This is a genomic window from Hansschlegelia beijingensis (assembly GCF_014196425.1).
Lineage (GTDB): Bacteria > Pseudomonadota > Alphaproteobacteria > Rhizobiales > Methylopilaceae > Methylopila > Methylopila beijingensis.
In genome coordinates, this window is the sequence record NZ_JACIDR010000001.1 from 481484 (window position 1) to 497532 (window position 16049).

General features: G+C 72.0%; 11 protein-coding genes. 2 read left to right on the forward strand and 9 right to left on the reverse strand.

Annotation, left to right across the window (positions count from 1 at the left end):
• Window positions 1-7: 7 nt before the first annotated feature.
• Window positions 8-1117, reverse strand: a complete 1110-nt coding sequence (gene tssA, locus GGR24_RS02200; RefSeq protein ID WP_281375282.1) for a type VI secretion system protein TssA — start codon at window positions 1115-1117, stop codon at window positions 8-10.
• A 198-nt stretch (window positions 1118-1315) separates the two neighbouring features.
• Here tssA and tssH point away from each other — a divergent pair, with 198 nt between their 5' ends.
• Together tssH and GGR24_RS02210 are read left to right on the forward strand one after the other, a co-directional pair.
• Window positions 1316-3988 (forward strand): type VI secretion system ATPase TssH, encoded by a 2673-nt coding sequence (gene tssH / locus GGR24_RS02205; protein ID WP_183393651.1) that lies wholly within the window; start codon window positions 1316-1318, stop codon window positions 3986-3988.
• A gap of 138 nt (window positions 3989-4126) precedes the next feature.
• Window positions 4127-4606, forward strand: a complete 480-nt coding sequence (locus GGR24_RS02210) for an Hcp family type VI secretion system effector (RefSeq protein WP_183393652.1) — start codon at window positions 4127-4129, stop codon at window positions 4604-4606.
• A gap of 101 nt (window positions 4607-4707) precedes the next feature.
• Here GGR24_RS02210 and GGR24_RS02215 read toward each other — a convergent pair whose 3' ends face one another.
• Genes GGR24_RS02215 through GGR24_RS02250 form a run of 8 tightly spaced genes read right to left on the reverse strand, consistent with a single transcriptional unit; the run spans window position 4708 to window position 15902 of the window.
• On the reverse strand, window positions 4708-5415 hold the full coding sequence (locus GGR24_RS02215; RefSeq protein ID WP_183393653.1) for a PP2C family protein-serine/threonine phosphatase: 708 nt from the start codon (window positions 5413-5415) through the stop codon (window positions 4708-4710).
• A complete protein-coding gene (tagF, locus tag GGR24_RS02220; protein WP_183393654.1) occupies window positions 5412-5960 on the reverse strand; it encodes a type VI secretion system-associated protein TagF in 549 nt (182 codons plus the stop codon). Before tagF ends, GGR24_RS02215 begins: the two co-directional genes overlap by 4 nt.
• On the reverse strand, window positions 5942-9406 hold the full coding sequence (gene tssM, locus GGR24_RS02225) for a type VI secretion system membrane subunit TssM (protein ID WP_183393655.1): 3465 nt from the start codon (window positions 9404-9406) through the stop codon (window positions 5942-5944). Before tssM ends, tagF begins: the two co-directional genes overlap by 19 nt.
• Window positions 9403-10752, reverse strand: a complete 1350-nt coding sequence (gene tssL, locus GGR24_RS02230) for a type VI secretion system protein TssL, long form (protein ID WP_183393656.1) — start codon at window positions 10750-10752, stop codon at window positions 9403-9405. The genes tssM and tssL overlap by 4 nt, the downstream gene beginning before the upstream one ends.
• 8 nt (window positions 10753-10760) lie before the next feature.
• Window positions 10761-12086 (reverse strand): type VI secretion system baseplate subunit TssK, encoded by a 1326-nt coding sequence (gene tssK, locus GGR24_RS02235; RefSeq protein ID WP_183393657.1) that lies wholly within the window; start codon window positions 12084-12086, stop codon window positions 10761-10763.
• 46 nt (window positions 12087-12132) lie between these two features.
• The gene (gene tagH, locus GGR24_RS02240; protein ID WP_183393658.1) at window positions 12133-13419 is read right to left on the reverse strand and encodes a type VI secretion system-associated FHA domain protein TagH; all 1287 of its coding nucleotides are present in this window, start codon (window positions 13417-13419) and stop codon (window positions 12133-12135) included.
• Between the two features lie 2 nt (window positions 13420-13421).
• Entirely contained in the window at window positions 13422-14012 is a 591-nt protein-coding gene (locus GGR24_RS02245; protein WP_183393659.1) for a DUF6931 family protein, read from the reverse strand.
• Between the two features lie 9 nt (window positions 14013-14021).
• On the reverse strand, window positions 14022-15902 hold the full coding sequence (locus GGR24_RS02250; RefSeq protein ID WP_183393660.1) for a type VI secretion system Vgr family protein: 1881 nt from the start codon (window positions 15900-15902) through the stop codon (window positions 14022-14024).
• Window positions 15903-16049 lie beyond the last annotated feature (147 nt).

The window sequence follows — 16049 nt, forward strand, 5'->3', positions numbered from 1 at the left end:
CCTGCTGTCAGTCTGGCGTTCCGGTTGCGTCGGGGCGGCTCAACCCGGCGGTGGTCAGCACCGCGCTCCGGGCGCCGGCGTCGGGCATCAGTTCGCGCAGCAGGTCGGGCCAGGGCATCCGCGCGCGGCGGACGGCCTCCTCCAGCGTGAAGCCGACGGGAGAGCTCGGCTCGCTGAGCCGGAAGGCGGCCGCGATGCGCAGCACCTCGTCGAGCAGCGCCTCCCGGCCATGCGCCGGCGCCGCGCCTGCGGCCGGCGCCCCGCCGGCGGCTTCCTCCGCGCCGGCGGGGGTGTCGGGGGCGGCGGGGCTCTCGGGCGCGTAGCGCGTGGCGATCCTGCGCACGGTCTCGAGCAGACCGCGGACGCGGCCGGTGGACGGGCGCATGGCTTCGGGGACCGATCGTTCGATGGAGGCCTCCATCGTCGCCCACGCGGCCTCGGCGCGCGCGGCGTCGCGCCCGACGGCCTGCAGCGCGGCGCGGCCCGGTCCGCGCGCCTCGGCCTCGAGATCCGCGAACGGCGCGACCGTGTCCGGAACGCGCTGGGCCTTGCCCACCTCGGCGCCCAGCGCCGCCACGCTCATCGAGCGCTCGAAGCTCCAGAGCGTGACCGGCGCCCCATCGGCGCGCGCGAACAGTTCCGTCTTGCGCAGGGGCTGCATCAGCGACCCGTCGCGGTCTCGTCCGCTGAGGCCCGTCAGCGCCAGAAGGCGACCCTCCGGATCGTCCTGCTCCGCAGCCGGATGGAGGCCCACGTCCCAGTACCGTTCGACGAGACCGGCGATGAGCCCGGCGCCGGCGGCGAGACCGGCGAGGCCGTCATGGCGCGTCAGGCTCTCGGTCAGCCAGCAGGCGATCTCCACGTCCTTGCTGCGCGTCGCCAGCGCCTCCAGCGCAAGCTCACGCACGGTCGACCATTGCGGCGGAGCCGCGTCGCCGAGATCCGGGTCGTTGTCCGCCAGTCGTTCGGCCGCCCGCGCTTCGAGCCGGGCGTCGCGAAGCCTCGAATAGAGCCCGTCATGCGTCTCATCGAGCCGGAGATCTTCGCCGGCCGGCGCCTCATCCAAGATGGGCTCGAGCAGCGATGACAAATGTTCGGTTTCGCCGGAAGCCAGCATGGAGCCATCGATACGATTTGCAGGTAGATCACGTCTTCATTTGACGTCGCAGAAAGTATGGATGTCATCCGTGTTTATTGTTTCAGCGATAAGTCTGAGTGTTACAAATGAAGGTAAGTAATAATGGATCGGCGGGCGGTATGAGAGATAGCGTTGCTGGTGACGCCGGGCGAAAGCCGGCCGCGGGAGCGAAGAGCCTTGCCGAGCATCGATCTGCCAAAGCTGGTGAGCCGGCTCGACGGGCCCGCCCGAAGGGCGCTCGAGGGCGCGGGCGGAAGCGCGCTGTCGCGCACGCACTACAATGTCGAGATCGAGCACTGGCTGTCGCAGCTCATCGACGAGCCGCGGGGAGAGGTCGGCGCGATCCTTGGCGCGCACGGCGTCGACGCCGGGGTGGTCCAGGCGGCGCTCACGGCGGCGCTCGACCGCATGACCTCGGGCGCCGGCCGCACGCCGAGCCTGTCGCCTGACATCGTCCGGGTCGCGAAAGAGGCGTGGTTCCTCGCTTCGGTGGAGCAGGGAAGGGCCGCGATCCGGCCGGGGCACCTGCTATGGGCCGCGCTCGCCGACGAGGCGGTGGCGGCGCGGCTGCACGCCGCCGAGCCCGCGCTGAGGAGGATCGTCCCCGACGTGCTTCGGCGCGACCTGCCGGAGATGCTGGTCGGCGACGACGAAGGCGGCGCACGCGCTGCGGCGTCAGGCGCCGCGGACCCTGCCGCCGGAGGCCCGAGCCAGACCCCCGCGCTCGATCGGTTCACCGTCGATCTGACGGCGCGGGCGAAGGCCGGGCGGATCGATCCGGTGCTCGGCCGCGACGCGGAGATCCGGCAGGTCGTCGACATCCTGCTGCGCCGCCGGCAGAACAACCCGATCATGACCGGCGAGGCCGGGGTGGGAAAAACCGCCGTGGTCGAGGGGCTCGCGCTCCGGATCGCGGCCGGGGACGTCCCGCCGCCGCTGGCCGACGTGGCGCTGAGGACGCTGGACCTTGGCCTGCTTCAGGCCGGCGCGGGCGTGAAGGGGGAGTTCGAGAACCGGCTCCGCGCCGTCATCGACGAGGCGCGCGGCGCGGCGGTCCCGACGATCCTGTTCATCGACGAGGCGCACACGCTGATCGGCGCCGGCGGCGCGGCCGGGCAGGGCGACGCCGCGAACCTGCTCAAGCCGCCGCTCGCCCGCGGCGAGCTTCGCGTGGTCGCGGCGACGACCTGGGCGGAATACAAGCGCTACTTCGAGAAGGACGCGGCGCTGGCGCGCCGCTTCCAGCCGGTCGCCGTGGCGGAGCCGAGCGAGCCGGTCGCGACCGACATGGTGCGCGGCCTGATCGCCTCGCTCGAGCAGCACCACGGCGTCCGCATCCTCGACGAGGCGGCGGAGGCCGCCGTGCGGCTGTCGGCGCGCTACATCCAGGGCCGGCGACTGCCCGACAAGGCCGTCAGCCTGATCGACACCGCCTGCGCCCGGGTTGCGATGAGCCAGGCCGCCACGCCGCCTGCGATCGAGGATCGCCGGCGCCGGATCGCCGCGCTCGAGACCCGGGCGCGCGTGCTGCGGCGGGAGCAGGTCTCCGGAGCGGACCATGCGGCGGCGCTCGCCGCGCTGGAGACCGAGAGCGAGGCCGAACGATCCGCGCTCGCGGCGCTGGAGGCCCGCTGGGCGGAGGAGCGCGGCCTCGCCGCCGAACTCGGCCGCCGCCGCGAGGCCGCCGAGAGCGGACCCGACGATGCCGGCCTTCGCGCCGGAGTGGCCGCCGCCGCCGCGGCGCTCTCCAGACTGCAGGGCGAGCAGCCGATGGTGTTCCCCGTGGTGGACGGCCAGGCGGTGGCCGAGATCGTCGAGAACTGGACCGGCGTCCCGGCCGGCCGGATGACGGCGGGCGAGATCGGAAGCGTGCTGAACCTTCGCGAGGCGCTCGGCCGCCGGGTGATCGGACAGGGCCACGCGCTCGAAGCCGTCTCGCAGGCGATCCGCACCTCACGGGCCGGGCTGACCGATCCGCGCAAGCCGGTCGGCGTGTTCCTGATGGTCGGGACGTCGGGGGTCGGCAAGACCGAGACGGCGCTCGCGCTCGCCGAGCTGCTCTATGGCGGCGAGCAGAGCCTCACCACCATCAACATGAGCGAGTTCAAGGAGGAGCATAAGGTCTCCCTCCTGATGGGAAGCCCGCCCGGCTATGTCGGCTATGGGGAAGGCGGGGTCTTGACCGAGGCGGTCCGCCGCCGGCCGCATTCGGTGCTGCTGCTCGACGAGATCGAGAAGGCGCATCCGGGCGTCCAGGACGTGTTCTTCCAGGTCTTCGACAAGGGGACCATGAAGGACGGCGAGGGGCGGGACATCGACTTCCGCAACACCGTCATCATCATGACCTCGAACGCCGGGACGGAGCTGATCGACAGCCTGTTCGCGGACCCGGAGACCGCCCCCGACGCCGCCGGCCTCGCCGAAGCGCTGCGGGGCGAGCTGTCGCGGCGCTTCAAGCCCGCCTTCCTCGGCCGCGTCACGCTCGTCCCCTATCTGCCGCTCGCGCGCGAGACGCTGCGCCGCGTCGTCGGCCTGCAGATCGACAGGATCGCGGAGCGCCTGGCGCGCGCCTATGGCGCGACGCTGAGCGTGAGCGACGCCGCGCGTGAGGCGATCCTCGCGCGGTCCGAGTTGCCCGGCGCAGGCGCCCGGGGCGTGGAGGCGTACCTGTCGCAGACGGTCTTGCCGGCGCTGTCGGCGCGGCTCTTGGCGCAGATGGCGGAAGGCGTCCCCACCGGCGAGGCGCGGATCGACCTTGGTCCGCACGACGAGATCGTCTGCCAGGTCGGATGGGCCGCCGAGGGGCGGCCACCCGAGCACGTGATGAAGCGTTGCGCTGTCGGCTCGTAATTGGTGGCGATGGAGCTGCGCAGTCAAAGCGATGCTCCGAATAGTTACAGATCAAACGTGCCGGCTCGTTCTGAAAGACGGGCGTCGCGCAGGCACGATTATATTGAATTTCGCTGCTTTGGCGGATGGAGAGATGAAATGGCGATCTACATGAAGCTTGCAGGCGCTGACGGCGACGTGACCGAGCAGGGCCACAAGAACTGGATCGAACTGCTCGACCTGCAGTGGAGCATGTCGCGCACGGTCCGCAGCGCCGTCGGCGTCGGCAAGAACCGCGAGTCGACCTCGGCCTATGTCAGCGAGATCACGGTGACGAAGTATGTCGACTCCGGCAGCAAGGGCGTCGCGACCAACGCCTTCGTCGGCAAGGCGTCCGACGTCCAGATCGACTTCACGCGCGTGGAGAAGGGCCAGGAAGCCGTGTTCCGGACGCTGAAGCTCACCAACGCGATCATTAGCGGCCTCAGCAACAAGGCGACCGGGGGCGAGCGTCCGGTGGAGGTGATCGCGCTGAACTTCACCAAGATCGCCATCACGGACAAGACCGCCGGGGTGGACAATTCGGCGGGGTCGCAGTCGGTGACGACCTACAACCTCGAGACCGCGCAGACGGAGTGACGGTCGCGGGTGTCGTCTGAGGGCGCGCGGTCGCGAGACCGTCGCGCCTTTTTTCGTGACGCCGCGCCGGTCCTGTTCCGCGCCGGTCCTGCGCCGTGTCGTCAGACGGCCGCGACGATCGCGGTGACGTTGTCGCTGGCCAGCGCGACGAGCGCGGCGTCCAGAAGCGCGGTCACCGGCTCGCGGCGCGCCATGCAGGCGGCGATCGTCTCCTCGGGCAGCGCCTTGAGCAGGCCGTCGCTGCACAGCAGGATGCGGTCGCCGGGTTCGATCGTGGCGATGACCTTGTCGATCAACGCGTCCTCCGGCCCGGCCCCGATCGCCCGGGTGATGACGTTGCCCCTGGGGTGCCGGCCGGCCTCCGGGTCCGTCAATCGCCCGGCGCGAACCATCTCCTCCACCAGGCTGTGATCCGCGGTGAGCCGCGTCAGCCGCCCGTCCCGCAGGACATAGGCGCGGGAATCGCCGATCCAGACGCAGGTCAGGTGGCGGCCGCTCACCAGCACGACCACCACGGTGGTGGCCGGCGAGCCGCCCTTCGCGTCCGGTCCGGCGCGCCGGAGCGTCTCGTGCGCGGCCTGCAACTGGCGGCGGACGGCGTTGAGCAGTTCGGCAGGCCCCAGCTCGGGCGGAAGCTCCGCCAGCAGCCGCACGACTTCCGATGAGGCGAAGCCGCCGCCTGCGCTTCCGCCGACGCCGTCCGCGACGGCGAACAGGCCGATCTCGGGCCGGCTGAGGAAGGCGTCCTGGTTGCTCCGGCGCAGCGCGCCGGGATGAGTGGCCGCCCAGTGCCGAAGAGCGGGCGTCATGGCGTCAGCATCCGGGCCAGCATGCCGGCGTCGGGCATTCCGGCGCTCTCGAAACGTCTGTGGGCCGCCGGAGCGTCGCTGCGCCACCAGCGCGCGCCGGCCTGCGGCGCGGCCGGTCCGGGGAGCGCCTCGGGCATGTGGCTCAGGCGCTCCGCCAGGTCGTCCGGGCCGAGTTCGCCCGCGATCGTCGCGAGCCCGAGCGCCTCGGCGCGATCGAGCCAGATCTCCGTGATCGCCCCGCCCGTCGCGACGACCAGCGGAAAGGGCCGTCCGGCGCGGTCCGCGCTGGTCAGCCAGACGCCGGTCATGGCGCCCCCGCAGAGACCGGGCGCGAGAGCGAAGCGCCACGGGCGCGCCGCGCGCCAGGCCGCGATCCAACGCCCGTCGAACAGCGCCGCGACCTCGGGCAGGGTCGCGTCCAGCCAGCCGTCCCAGGCCGCCGCCGCGGCGCGCGGCAGCCCCCTCCGGACGAAATCGCCCCGCGACGGGATCTTGCCGTAGAAGCCGACGGGCGCGGCGGCCCCGTTCATCGGATGATGGGGCATCTGAAGCCGGTCAGCACGTCACGCGCGAACGGGTTCCGCACCGAACCGGCCTGAAGCACGAAGGCCGCCCGCCGGCCGGCTGCGTCGAAGGTCAGGTTGAAGACGGTCGGGTTCCGGGTCGGCGCCACGCGGCCGCGCCTGATGAGCCGCAAGGCGGCCCAGGGGCCGCTGAACTGCAGCGCAGGGCCGGCCGCCTGCGCCCTCGTGGTCAATCCCGGGAACTGGAACCCACCCTGGTCCTCGAAGGACAGCGAGGCGGCGCTCAGTCCGCCGCCCCCGGGCCAGTTGAACGACGCGGCCTGGTTGACGTCCTTGCTGACCGTCGTGCCGCCGATCGCGAGCGTCGCGGCCGGCTCGCCGCCCGCGGCCGGCGCGAGCGAGAAGCTCAGCTGCGGCGCGCCTCCGGTCGGAAAGAACGCATCGCGGATGGCCGCGATCCGCTGAAAGCCGGCTGCGGTCGCGGCGTCGATCGGCGGCTCGACCCCGCCGAGCGTCCGCGGACGCCAGGTCGCGCCGCTGGTGTCGACGAAGGGCGCGATCTGCTTCGCGAAGTAGAGGTCGAACTGGCCGCCCGGCCCGAACAGGCGGGCGAAATCGTCGATCGGCGCGTCGAGCGTCGACGAGGCGTCGAACGGGAAATGGCCGTCCACGACGCTTCGGCAGGTCGCCTGAGGCCCGTTCGCGGCCGCATAGGCGGCGACGAGCGAGGCGCGCGTGGCGTCCCCGAGAATGGCCCGGCCCGAGGTGGCGAGCTCCCGAAGCCAGCTCGAGACCGGCGCGGGCTGGCGATCGGCCTCGGCGAGCAGCAGCTCGGCCGGATCGCCGCCGCCCGGCAGGCCGTTCTCCGCGTTCGCGGCGGCCGGCCCCGACGCGGCGAGCGCCTGATGCAGGGCGGAGACCGCCTGGAGGATCCTGCCGAAAGGCGCGGCGTCGTCGCCCTTGCCGACGAGCTCGAAGAGCGCGCCGTAATGGCTTGCGATCGCGGCGAGAGCGGGCGGCGGCGGCCCGCCCGCCTCGCGGCCGTTCTCGGAGGCGTCCTGCGGCTCCCGGACGCGCAGCTCCTGCGTGATCGCGACCAGAAGATCGCGCATCGGCGATTGCGGCGACGACAGGACATAGAGGTCGCGGATGGTCTGCTGGCGGCCGCGGAACGGCGCGAGGACGAGGTCGCCGAGAAGCGCGTCCCAGACCTTCCTGAACTCCTCGGCGTAGAGCGTGACGACCGACTGCTCGAGCGCGGCGAGCTGCGGACCTTCCGTCGGCGCCTGCTCGACGCGTCCGAGCACCCAGCTTTCGACCGCGACGTCGCGCGTGACCGCCGGCAGCGCGCGGACCAGGGCTTCGCGGTGGCCGCGGGCGGTGAACAGGCCCGGGACACCGTCGGTCAGCGGGCGGCCGGACGGACGTCTGAAAAAGCGGACGCCGTTCGGCCCGAGGACCGCCGCCGGCGCCCAGTCGGGCAGGCTCTGGGCCGCGCTGTCGGCGCGGACCCGGCTGTAGATGCGCTCGGCGAGCGACACGCGGCTCAGGACCGCGCGGGCGGCCTCGATCAGCGCGGCGTCCGACGAGATCTGCGGCAGCGGGGCCGCCAGCAACGCGTCGAGGTTCGCGGCGAGCGAGCTCCTGAGCGGCGCGTTCAGCGCTCCGGGAAAGCGGACGTCCCAGTCGGCCTTCATCCAGGCGCGGACGGCGCCGGCCTGCAGCGGCCCCTGGCCGGCGAGCATGAGGTAGACGCGGGTGGCGTCATAGAGGCGGGCCGGGTCCTCGAAGCTGGCGCGCAGCTGGTGCTCGAGCCGCCACAGCAGCCGGGGGAGCAGGATGCGCTCAAGCGCGCGCCGGTAGACGAGCCGGTCGGCCTGAGCGAGCTTCGCCTCCTGCGACAGACCGAACGACGCCGGGGGCTCGGACGCCGCCCGCTGCAGGGCTGCGGCGGCGTCGAGCGCGGGCGCGACGCCGGGCAGATCGTCGTCCGTCACGGGGTCGAGCTTGAGGCCGGAGATCCTCTGGCGGTACGCGGCGAAGGCTTCGCTGGCCTGCTCGACGGCGACCCGGTTCGCGGCGTCCGCGCGCCAGATCAGCCCTCCGCCGACGGCCAGGCCGAGGCCGATCGCAGCGAAGCTCGCGACGCGCAGGGCGCGGGTGGTCCGCCAGCCGCGGTTGCGGGAGACGAGCAGCGCCTCGCCGAGGATGACCTCGCGGATAAGGCGGGTCACGAAATAGCTTTTGCCGGAGACCGGCCGGAGCGCCTCGATCGAGGTCTGGTCGAGGCCGAACGACCGCGCCAGCATGCCGGTGAGCCGGTCGATCGGCGTGCCGTGCTGGGTGGCCGAGGTCATGTAGACGCCCCGGAGCATCGGCGCAGGGTCGACCCGGCTCCCGGAGAAGGCGAGCTTGAGGAACTCCGCCAGCGGCTGTTCGAGGCTCGCGACCTGCAGGGGGAACTGGCCGATCAACGCCCTGCGCTGGCCGGCGCGCTCGGCCTGCAGGCGCTCCACGAGCCGGTCCTCCAGACGGCGCAGCAGCAGCCTGAACTCGGATGCGAAGGCCTCCGCGCCCTTGTCGAGCGGAAAGGTCACGCCCCAGACCTGCGAGCGGCCGCCGGCGTCCAGATCGTCGAAATAGGCGTCGAAGCCCCGGAGCTGGTCGGCCTTGCTGAGCATCAGGTAGACGGGGACGCGCAGACGGGTGCGCTCCGTGATCTCGTTGATGCGCAGGCGGACCGCCCTGGCGTGCGCGCCCAGCTCCGCGGGCGTCGCGGTGGCGAGCTCGGGCAGGGACAGGACCACGATCACGCCGTTGATCGGCTGCCGCGGTCTCGTCCGCCGCAACAGGTCCAGGAAGCCCCGCCAGCCGGCGGCGTCCACGGCGGCCGACGAGTCCTGCGTGGTGTAGCGGCCGGCCGTGTCGATCAGCACCGCCTCGTCGGCGAACCACCAGTCGCACAGCCGGGTGCCGCCGACGCCGCTCACCGCCGCTCCGCCCTCGTCGTCGCGAAGCGGGAGATGAAGGCCGCAGTTCATGAGCGCGGTGGTCTTGCCCGAGCCCGGCGGCCCGATCAGCACGAACCAGGGCTGGTCATAGAGCTGGCGTCCCCGCCAGCCCCTGCGCCGGAGCCGGAGAAGCGACTGCTTCAGCCGCGCGCGCAGCTCGGCGACCTCCTCGGCGGCCTCGGCTTCGTCCGCCTGCGCCCGGCCCGCGGGGGGATCGTCCTCCATTCCGGCCGCGAGCGCCCGGCGCCGGAGGCGCGCGCGCCACGACAGCGCGCCGTTGACGGCGAGACAGACGACGAGCAACGCCGCGATGGCGCCGAAGCGCACCGCCGGCGGCTCCAGCGCCGGCACGAGCGGAAACAGGTAGTAGATCGCGGCGCTGACGATCGCCCAGCCGGCGAGGCCTGCGCCCCACGTCGCGGCGAACTGCATGAGAACAGCGACGAGCTCGTTCATCGTGGGGGCGCTTCCCGGCCGGCGACGAGTTCGATCCGCCGGTTCGCCCGACGACCCGCGGGCGTCGCGTTGCTGGCGATCGGCTCCGCGTCGGCGCGGCCCTCGATGGTGATCCGAGCCGGGTCGATCTCGGTCGTGATCGCGGCGCCGGCGGCCTTCGCCCGCGCTTGCGAGAGCTCAAAATTGGAGGGGAAGGCCACGGTGCGGATCGCGACATTGTCCGTATGGCCGACGATGCGCACGGGTCCGCCGAAACCCTGGAGAGCCGCGCCGACCCGCCTGAAGATCGGCAGGAACTTCGGATCGATCGTCGCGCTGCCGGAGGCGAACATGCCCGCGCTCTGGATGCGGATGATCGGGGCGGCCGGAGTGCCAGCGATGCTGACGAGGCCCTCCCGCACCTCGGGCTCGAGGAAGCGCGCGAACCGGTCGCCGACGTTGTCGGGCGGCGGCGATTGCGGCGCCGGGGCAGGCGGCGCCTCGGTCTTTGGCGGCTCCTCGCGCGCGATCGCCGGCATCGCGACGGGCGGGACGACGCCTGCGGCCGCGAACAGCCGGTCGGAGGCGCCGTTGAGGCCGAACAGCACGAGCGCGTAGGCGAGGCCCAGAAGTCCGGCCGCTGCGAGCGCCGCGAGCCAGACCGGGACCTCGGCCCTCAGCGGCCGATAGGGGGCCGAAACGCCCCGCCAGTGCGGCGACAGCGCCGGATCCGCGGCGCCCCGCTGGCGCAGGATGACGAGGTAGGTGTCCTCGCGCACGCGGTCGAGTTCAGCCACGCCGCGGGCCGAGACCCGATAGCGCCCCTGCATGCCGAGCGACATGCACAGATACATGAGCTCGATGGCGGGCAGGAACGTGCCCGGCGTCTGCCGCAGCCGGGCGAGCAGATCGAAGAAGCGGTCGCCGCTGCGGACCTCCTGATGAAAGGTCGAGACCAGCGAGGCCGACGCCCATGAGCCGCGGCTGCCCCAGGGCGTGTTCTGCACGACGTCGTCGAGGCTCGCGCACAGCGCGTAGTGACTGGCGCGGATCAGCTCGAGCGGCAGCCGGGCGTCGCGCAGCGCCTGCTCGTAACGGCGCACCTCGATGATCGCGCGTTCCCGCAAGCCTGAGGGATCGGGCGCGGTCGCGACGTTGCGCAGGCTCGCGAGCAGCGCGAGAAGCGGCGCGGCGGCCGACAGGACGGGCGAACCGCTGACGGCCGGAAGGTTGGCGAAGGCGTCCGAACCTGCAGCCTCCGGCTGCCGCGGGGCGGGCGGAGCGGGAGCGGTCGCCGGGCGCGGCGATCTTGGAATGACGATGGTGCGGTCGTCATCGCCCGGCTCCGCGAACGGGTTGTCGCTCAACGGCGCTCTCATGCCCGGATCGCCCAGAGCTCGAGAACCAGGCCGGGAAAGTCCCCGGAGACGTGGACGGCGAAGCCGCCCGAATTCTGCATCTGCCGCCAGTGCGGCGAATTGCGGTCGAGCTCGAAGTACTGCGCCTCGGGGATGAAGCGCATCTGCCTCGGCGCGACCGGCAGGGGCCGCAGCTCGATGCCCGGAATGGCCACGTTGACCAGTTCGCGGATGTGCTCGACGGCGCCGATCTTGGCTGTGCTGGGAAACAGGCGACGCAGGTTCTCGCTCGGCACGTCGGCCTTCGCGACGAGCACGATCGTCGTGCCGGCGAGCAGCGTGCGATCGAGGATCGGCCCGACCCTGACGCCGTGCCGGCGCTCCTGCAGCGGGATCTGGATCGCGGTCTGCTCGAGCACCGCGGAGAGCGACCGCCGGATGTCCGCGATCACGGGCGTGAACGTCCGCTGCAGATCGTCGTGGCGATAGGAATCGAACCGACTCGGCCGCCGCCGCGGATCCGTGAAGGTCGCGAGCTCGCCCGCCATCTGCAGCAGGATCACGTAAAGCGACTCCGGATGGATGTTTCCGGCGTCCGCGAGATGCGAGAACATCGTCTGCCAGCCGTTGATCGACTGGAGCAGCAGGAAGTCCGCGACCTCGGTGTTGCTCTTCGACGCCGCCGCCGTGAGCCGCGCGGCGATCGCTTCGCCGCGCTGGTTCAGCATGCCGGCGAGCTCCGTGAGCACGCTCGCCAGCTGCGGCGCCGCCACGCAGGCAAGCACGGTCGGTATCCACGCGTCGTCCAGGATGACGCGCTGGTCGGCGGTCACCTCGACGATGCGGGCGACGGGCAGGCAGACATAGCCCTCGCGGTCGTCGGTCCCGAGAAGCAGGCGCAGGCGCAGCGTGCCGACCTCGAGCTGCGCGGCCTCCGTCGCCCCGGAATGCGTGTCGAAGGCCTCGAAGGTCTCGGCCTCATAGCGCCCCGAACGGTCGTGCCCGGCGACCTCGGCGGCCCCAGGCTGCTGCAGCTGGACGCCGAGATAGACGAGCACGTCCCGCGCGGACTCAGGCGGCGTCAGGGGCGGCGGAAGCGGCCCCTCGTCGGGCGCCGAGAACACGGTGCCGTCGTCGAACGAACCTGCAGCGGCGGTCAGCGCGAAGCGGCCCGAGCCCAGCAGGTCGCGCGAGACGGAGAGCGTCGTGAAGCCGAACGGGAACGGCCGAAGCCCCCGCACGCTTCGGCGCAGCTCCGAGGAGGCCCAGCGGTCCTGCTGCTGGAAATGCTGCGCGCGCAGGAACATGCCCTCCTGCCAGAGGACGCGGCTGTGCCACGTCACGTCGCCCTCCTCGGGGTCGTGGCGGGCCGGGCGGCGGGAGCGGCGGTCATCGCTCTTCCTTCATGGAGATCGAGGACAGCGCGGCCTCGTAGGCGCGGGCGAACGACCTGCCGAACACGCTGTCGAAGTCGTCCCCGAGGGCGCGCAGCACCTCGGCGTGGCGCGCGGCGTAGATGTCCCAGGCGAGCTGCTTCCGGCGTCCCAGAACGCCGTCGATCGCGCTCTCGCGGACCCCGTTCAGGATCTTCCGGGGCGCGATCTCCGCGACGAGGTCGCGGACCGCGCTCTGCAGGGCCGCCGCGGTGGCGAGTTCGTGCAGGCGGATGTCGCGCAACGCCTCGCTGACCGCTTCCTCCGGGCTCATGCCCCCGCGGCGTCCCGCACCGAGCAGCGCCGCCAGCGCGTCGTCGTCGTCCGCTGCGAACTTCAGGGGGTTGTTCCCGGCGGCGCGGATCATCGTCTGGCCGATCCGGAACTCGTCCTTCACGGTCGCCCGGGCGATCATGCTCTGGCGCAAGCCGCTGACCATCGCTCGGAACGCCGCCCCAAGCGCCTCGAAGGCCTTCCGGACGTCGGCCGGCGGGACGCCCGCCAGCCCCGCGCCCGTCAGGAAGGCCGCGAACGCGTCGGCGTCGGCCGGAGTCGTGTTCGCCTCGGGCTCCTGCGACGGAAACGGGACGGGGCCATTCGGCGCCGGCGGGGCGGCGTCCGGGTCCGCCACGGCCGCCGGCGCCTCCTGCTCGGCGTCCCAGTCTTCAGGCAGCAGGTCGAAGGTGGGGCGCGGAGGCCGAAAATGCGCGTGGATGTCGGGGACGTTGTCCGAGGCGGGGAATGGGCTCTCGGCCGGGTCGTCGTCGAACCTCAGCGGATCGAAGTCCTGGGGCAGTCCAATGGACGCGCGCGCTGCGCCGAGATCGTCATCCGCTTCGGCGCGGAACGGGTCGCTGGTCAGCCGCCCGTCGCCGGGCGCCTCGGAACGGAAGGCGAAGCGCGTCGGCGCGTCGCTCGGGTCCTGAATCTCCGCGTGACCGATCTGCGCCTCGATCTCGTAGTCGCCGAGCGTCAGCCGGTCGTTGTCCCGCAGCGGATGCGGCAGGTCGCCCTCCAGCGCCGCGCCGTTGAGGAAGGTGCCGTTGACGCTGGTGTCGGTCACCAGCCACCCGTCGGGGCGGGGCGCTATCAGGCAATGCCGCTTGGAGAGCACCTTGGCGGGATCGGGAAGCACCCAGCCGCATTCCACGCCCCGGCCGATCGCGAGCGGCTCGCCCGTCACCTCCCGCCGCGTGGCCGCGACGCCGTCCGGACAGCGGGTGGTGGTGAGGATCAACGGCATCTCTAGGCGACGCTTCCGCTGAGGAGGTCGCCGCCGGTCAGCCGGCCGGCGCCGCCATTGCCGATGTCGACGCCGCTGTCGAAGAACCGGGCGAAGCGTCTCCGTCGCTCCTCGCCGTCGCGCCGGCCGCGCTCCGCCGCGCGCGTCACGGCCATCGCCGCGCCCCGTCCTCCGCAAAGGTCGGCCATGAACTCTTCGCGGTGGCTCCACGAGGCGCCGAGCGCCGACCAGGAGCCCGGGGCCGCGTAGCCTGCGGCGCTCGCGGCCATCGCGGCCTCCCGGCGAGCCTCAGTCTCCGGCTGGCGGACCCAGGCCTCGGCGGCCTCGACCGCGACAAGCTCGAGCCCCGTCACCGCGTCTCCGGCGTGCCGCACGCACATGCAGCTCCACCACACGGCCTCGCGCTCGGGCAGCCCGTAGGCGAGCAGACGCATCGCCTCCGCCCAGAGGCCGAGCTCGCGAAGCCGCGCCAGCAGCGCCGCCGGCTCGTCCGTCTCCCGGATCAGGCCGACGTGGTCCGGGGGAAGCTTCAGCCAGTGCTGGAGCAGCTCGGGCTCGAAGCGGCGCAGCTTGGCGCAGGCAAGATCGCTCATCCGCGCTCCTCAGGCCGGTATCGGAGGCGGCGCTTCGAACAGCGGCGTCGCGAGGACGACCGCGCCCGCCTGCACGGTGAACGTCGCCGCGGTGACGTTGAAGGTGGCGCCGACTGTCTGGATCGCCGGCGCCTGGATGCTGAGAGCGGGGGTCGCGATCCTGATGCCGGCGGGGGTCAGGACGATGGAGCTCGCCCCCACCCTCAGGGTCAGCGTGGTCGCCGCGGTCACGGTGACCGCGCCTGCGGCCGCCGTTATGGAGACGGCGCCGGTGCGGCTGGTCAGGCTGTCGTCGCGGATGGTGGCGACGGTCCGGTCGCGGCCGATCTCGACGTCCTGGTCGTTCTCGACCTCGACCTTGTGGTCCTTCTGCGCGTGGAGAAGCACGACCTCCTGGCCCGCGCGATCATCGAAGGACAGCTCGTTGTAGTCCCTTGTCCTGCCTCGCAGGGTGGAGCGGCTCCTGAAGCCCTGCTTCGTCTGCTCGGCCGGCGCCGGAAAGGGCGGCAGATTCTCGTCGTGGTAGAAACAGCCGACCACGACCGGATTGTCCGGATCTCCGTTCATGAAGGAGATGCCGACTTCCGTGCCGACGCGCGGCAGATGCTGCCAGCCCCAGCCGTCTCCGGCCCAGGCGTGAAGGATGCGGACGAAGATCGACTTCGCCGCCGTGGTGTCCTTGCGGTGATCGAACAGCGGCTGAACCTTGACCCGCGCCAGACGGTCCGAGTGGATTTCCTCGCCCGGCTCGCCGAGCACGATCGCCGAGAACACGCCGGTCATCGCCGGGCGCGGGATCGACAGGTCGTCCCGCCATGTCACCGCCTGCCGGAAGCAGACGAAACTGCTCTCGAAGCTGGCCTCCCCGGCGCCGCCGAGCCAGGTGTCGTCCGCCGCCGTGTGGACCACGCTGTGGATCACATGCTCGACGCTCCGCGCGCCCGTGATCGGATCGGTCGCCAGCGTGAAGCGGAAGCCGGGGCAGAAATTGGGATCGTAGCCGTGCCCGCTGCAGAGCGCCGCGGACGCCTCCGCCGCCTCCTGCCGGAACCGGGCGCGATCGGCGGCGACGGCGTTGTCCGTGGTCATCGCCGGCCAGCGATAGGCCCTTCGCCGCGCGGCGCCTGCGGTGCGGAGGCGCGTCCGCCGTTCGCCGTTCACCGGCTTGCGCGGCTTTTCGGGATCGTAGTCCTGGAGCTGCACGCGGCCATAGGTGGTCTCGCGCGCGTCGCTCCAGGCGTCCACGATGTCGCTGTTGTCGCCCTGATAGACGACCCGATGCACGGTATCGACCTGCGGCCGGAACGCCTGGTTGTGATCCGCTATGACCAGGACGTGCTTCGAGGCGGAATGCTCGAAGAAGTAAAAATAGCCGCTCTCCTGCATGATCCGCTGGACGAACTGCAGGTCGGTCTCGCCGAACTGGGTCGTGTAGGGGCGGACGCCGCCGCGGCTAAGGACGCGGAACTCGACATGCTCGACGCCGTGCTCCCCGAAGATCTCCTTCAGGATGTCGATCGCCGTCTTCTGCTGGAAGATCCGGCAATCGCTGATCTGGCTGAGGAACCAGAGGCGCGGGACGATCTCCAGCCGGTACCGCCACCGGTCGCGCTGGTCGCTGCCGAGCGCCTCCATGCGGCGGACGACGCCGTGGAACAGTCGTTCATGCCCGTCCTTGAGCCGCACGGTGATCGTGACAGGCTGGTAGAGCAGTCTGTCGGGGTCGAGCGCCCGGATGGTCGAGACGGCGAGGACGTCGATCTCGAACGGCGCGCTCAGCCGCTCCCGGGCGCTCATGCTGACCGCATGAAGCGTCTCGTCCTGGAATGGCCGCCGGTCAGCGCCGAGCGGCGACTTGAGCAGCAGGAGCGGGGACGATCCGCCGGCCATCAGCGAGCCGCTCCGGCGCGCCGGGTGATTTGCTCGTCGGGGACGGGGGGCCGCGCCGGGTGGGAAGAAGCCATGAACGATCTGCGTCGCCGGGCATGAGAGCGCCGGCGTCATCCTCTTGCGGGTGCGTGTCGTTGATCCGGAGCC

Coding starts and splice junctions, on each gene's coding strand:
- tagH (WP_183393658.1), bottom strand. CDS start 13,419: ATGCCGTTGATCCTCACCACCACCCGCTGTCCGGACGGCGTCGCGGCC.
- tssA (WP_281375282.1), bottom strand. CDS start 1,117: ATGCTGGCTTCCGGCGAAACCGAACATTTGTCATCGCTGCTCGAGCCC.
- GGR24_RS02215 (WP_183393653.1), bottom strand. CDS start 5,415: ATGACGCCCGCTCTTCGGCACTGGGCGGCCACTCATCCCGGCGCGCTG.
- GGR24_RS02245 (WP_183393659.1), bottom strand. CDS start 14,012: ATGAGCGATCTTGCCTGCGCCAAGCTGCGCCGCTTCGAGCCCGAGCTG.
- tssM (WP_183393655.1), bottom strand. CDS start 9,406: ATGAACGAGCTCGTCGCTGTTCTCATGCAGTTCGCCGCGACGTGGGGC.
- GGR24_RS02250 (WP_183393660.1), bottom strand. CDS start 15,902: ATGGCCGGCGGATCGTCCCCGCTCCTGCTGCTCAAGTCGCCGCTCGGC.
- GGR24_RS02210 (WP_183393652.1), top strand. CDS start 4,127: ATGGCGATCTACATGAAGCTTGCAGGCGCTGACGGCGACGTGACCGAG.
- tagF (WP_183393654.1), bottom strand. CDS start 5,960: ATGCCCCATCATCCGATGAACGGGGCCGCCGCGCCCGTCGGCTTCTAC.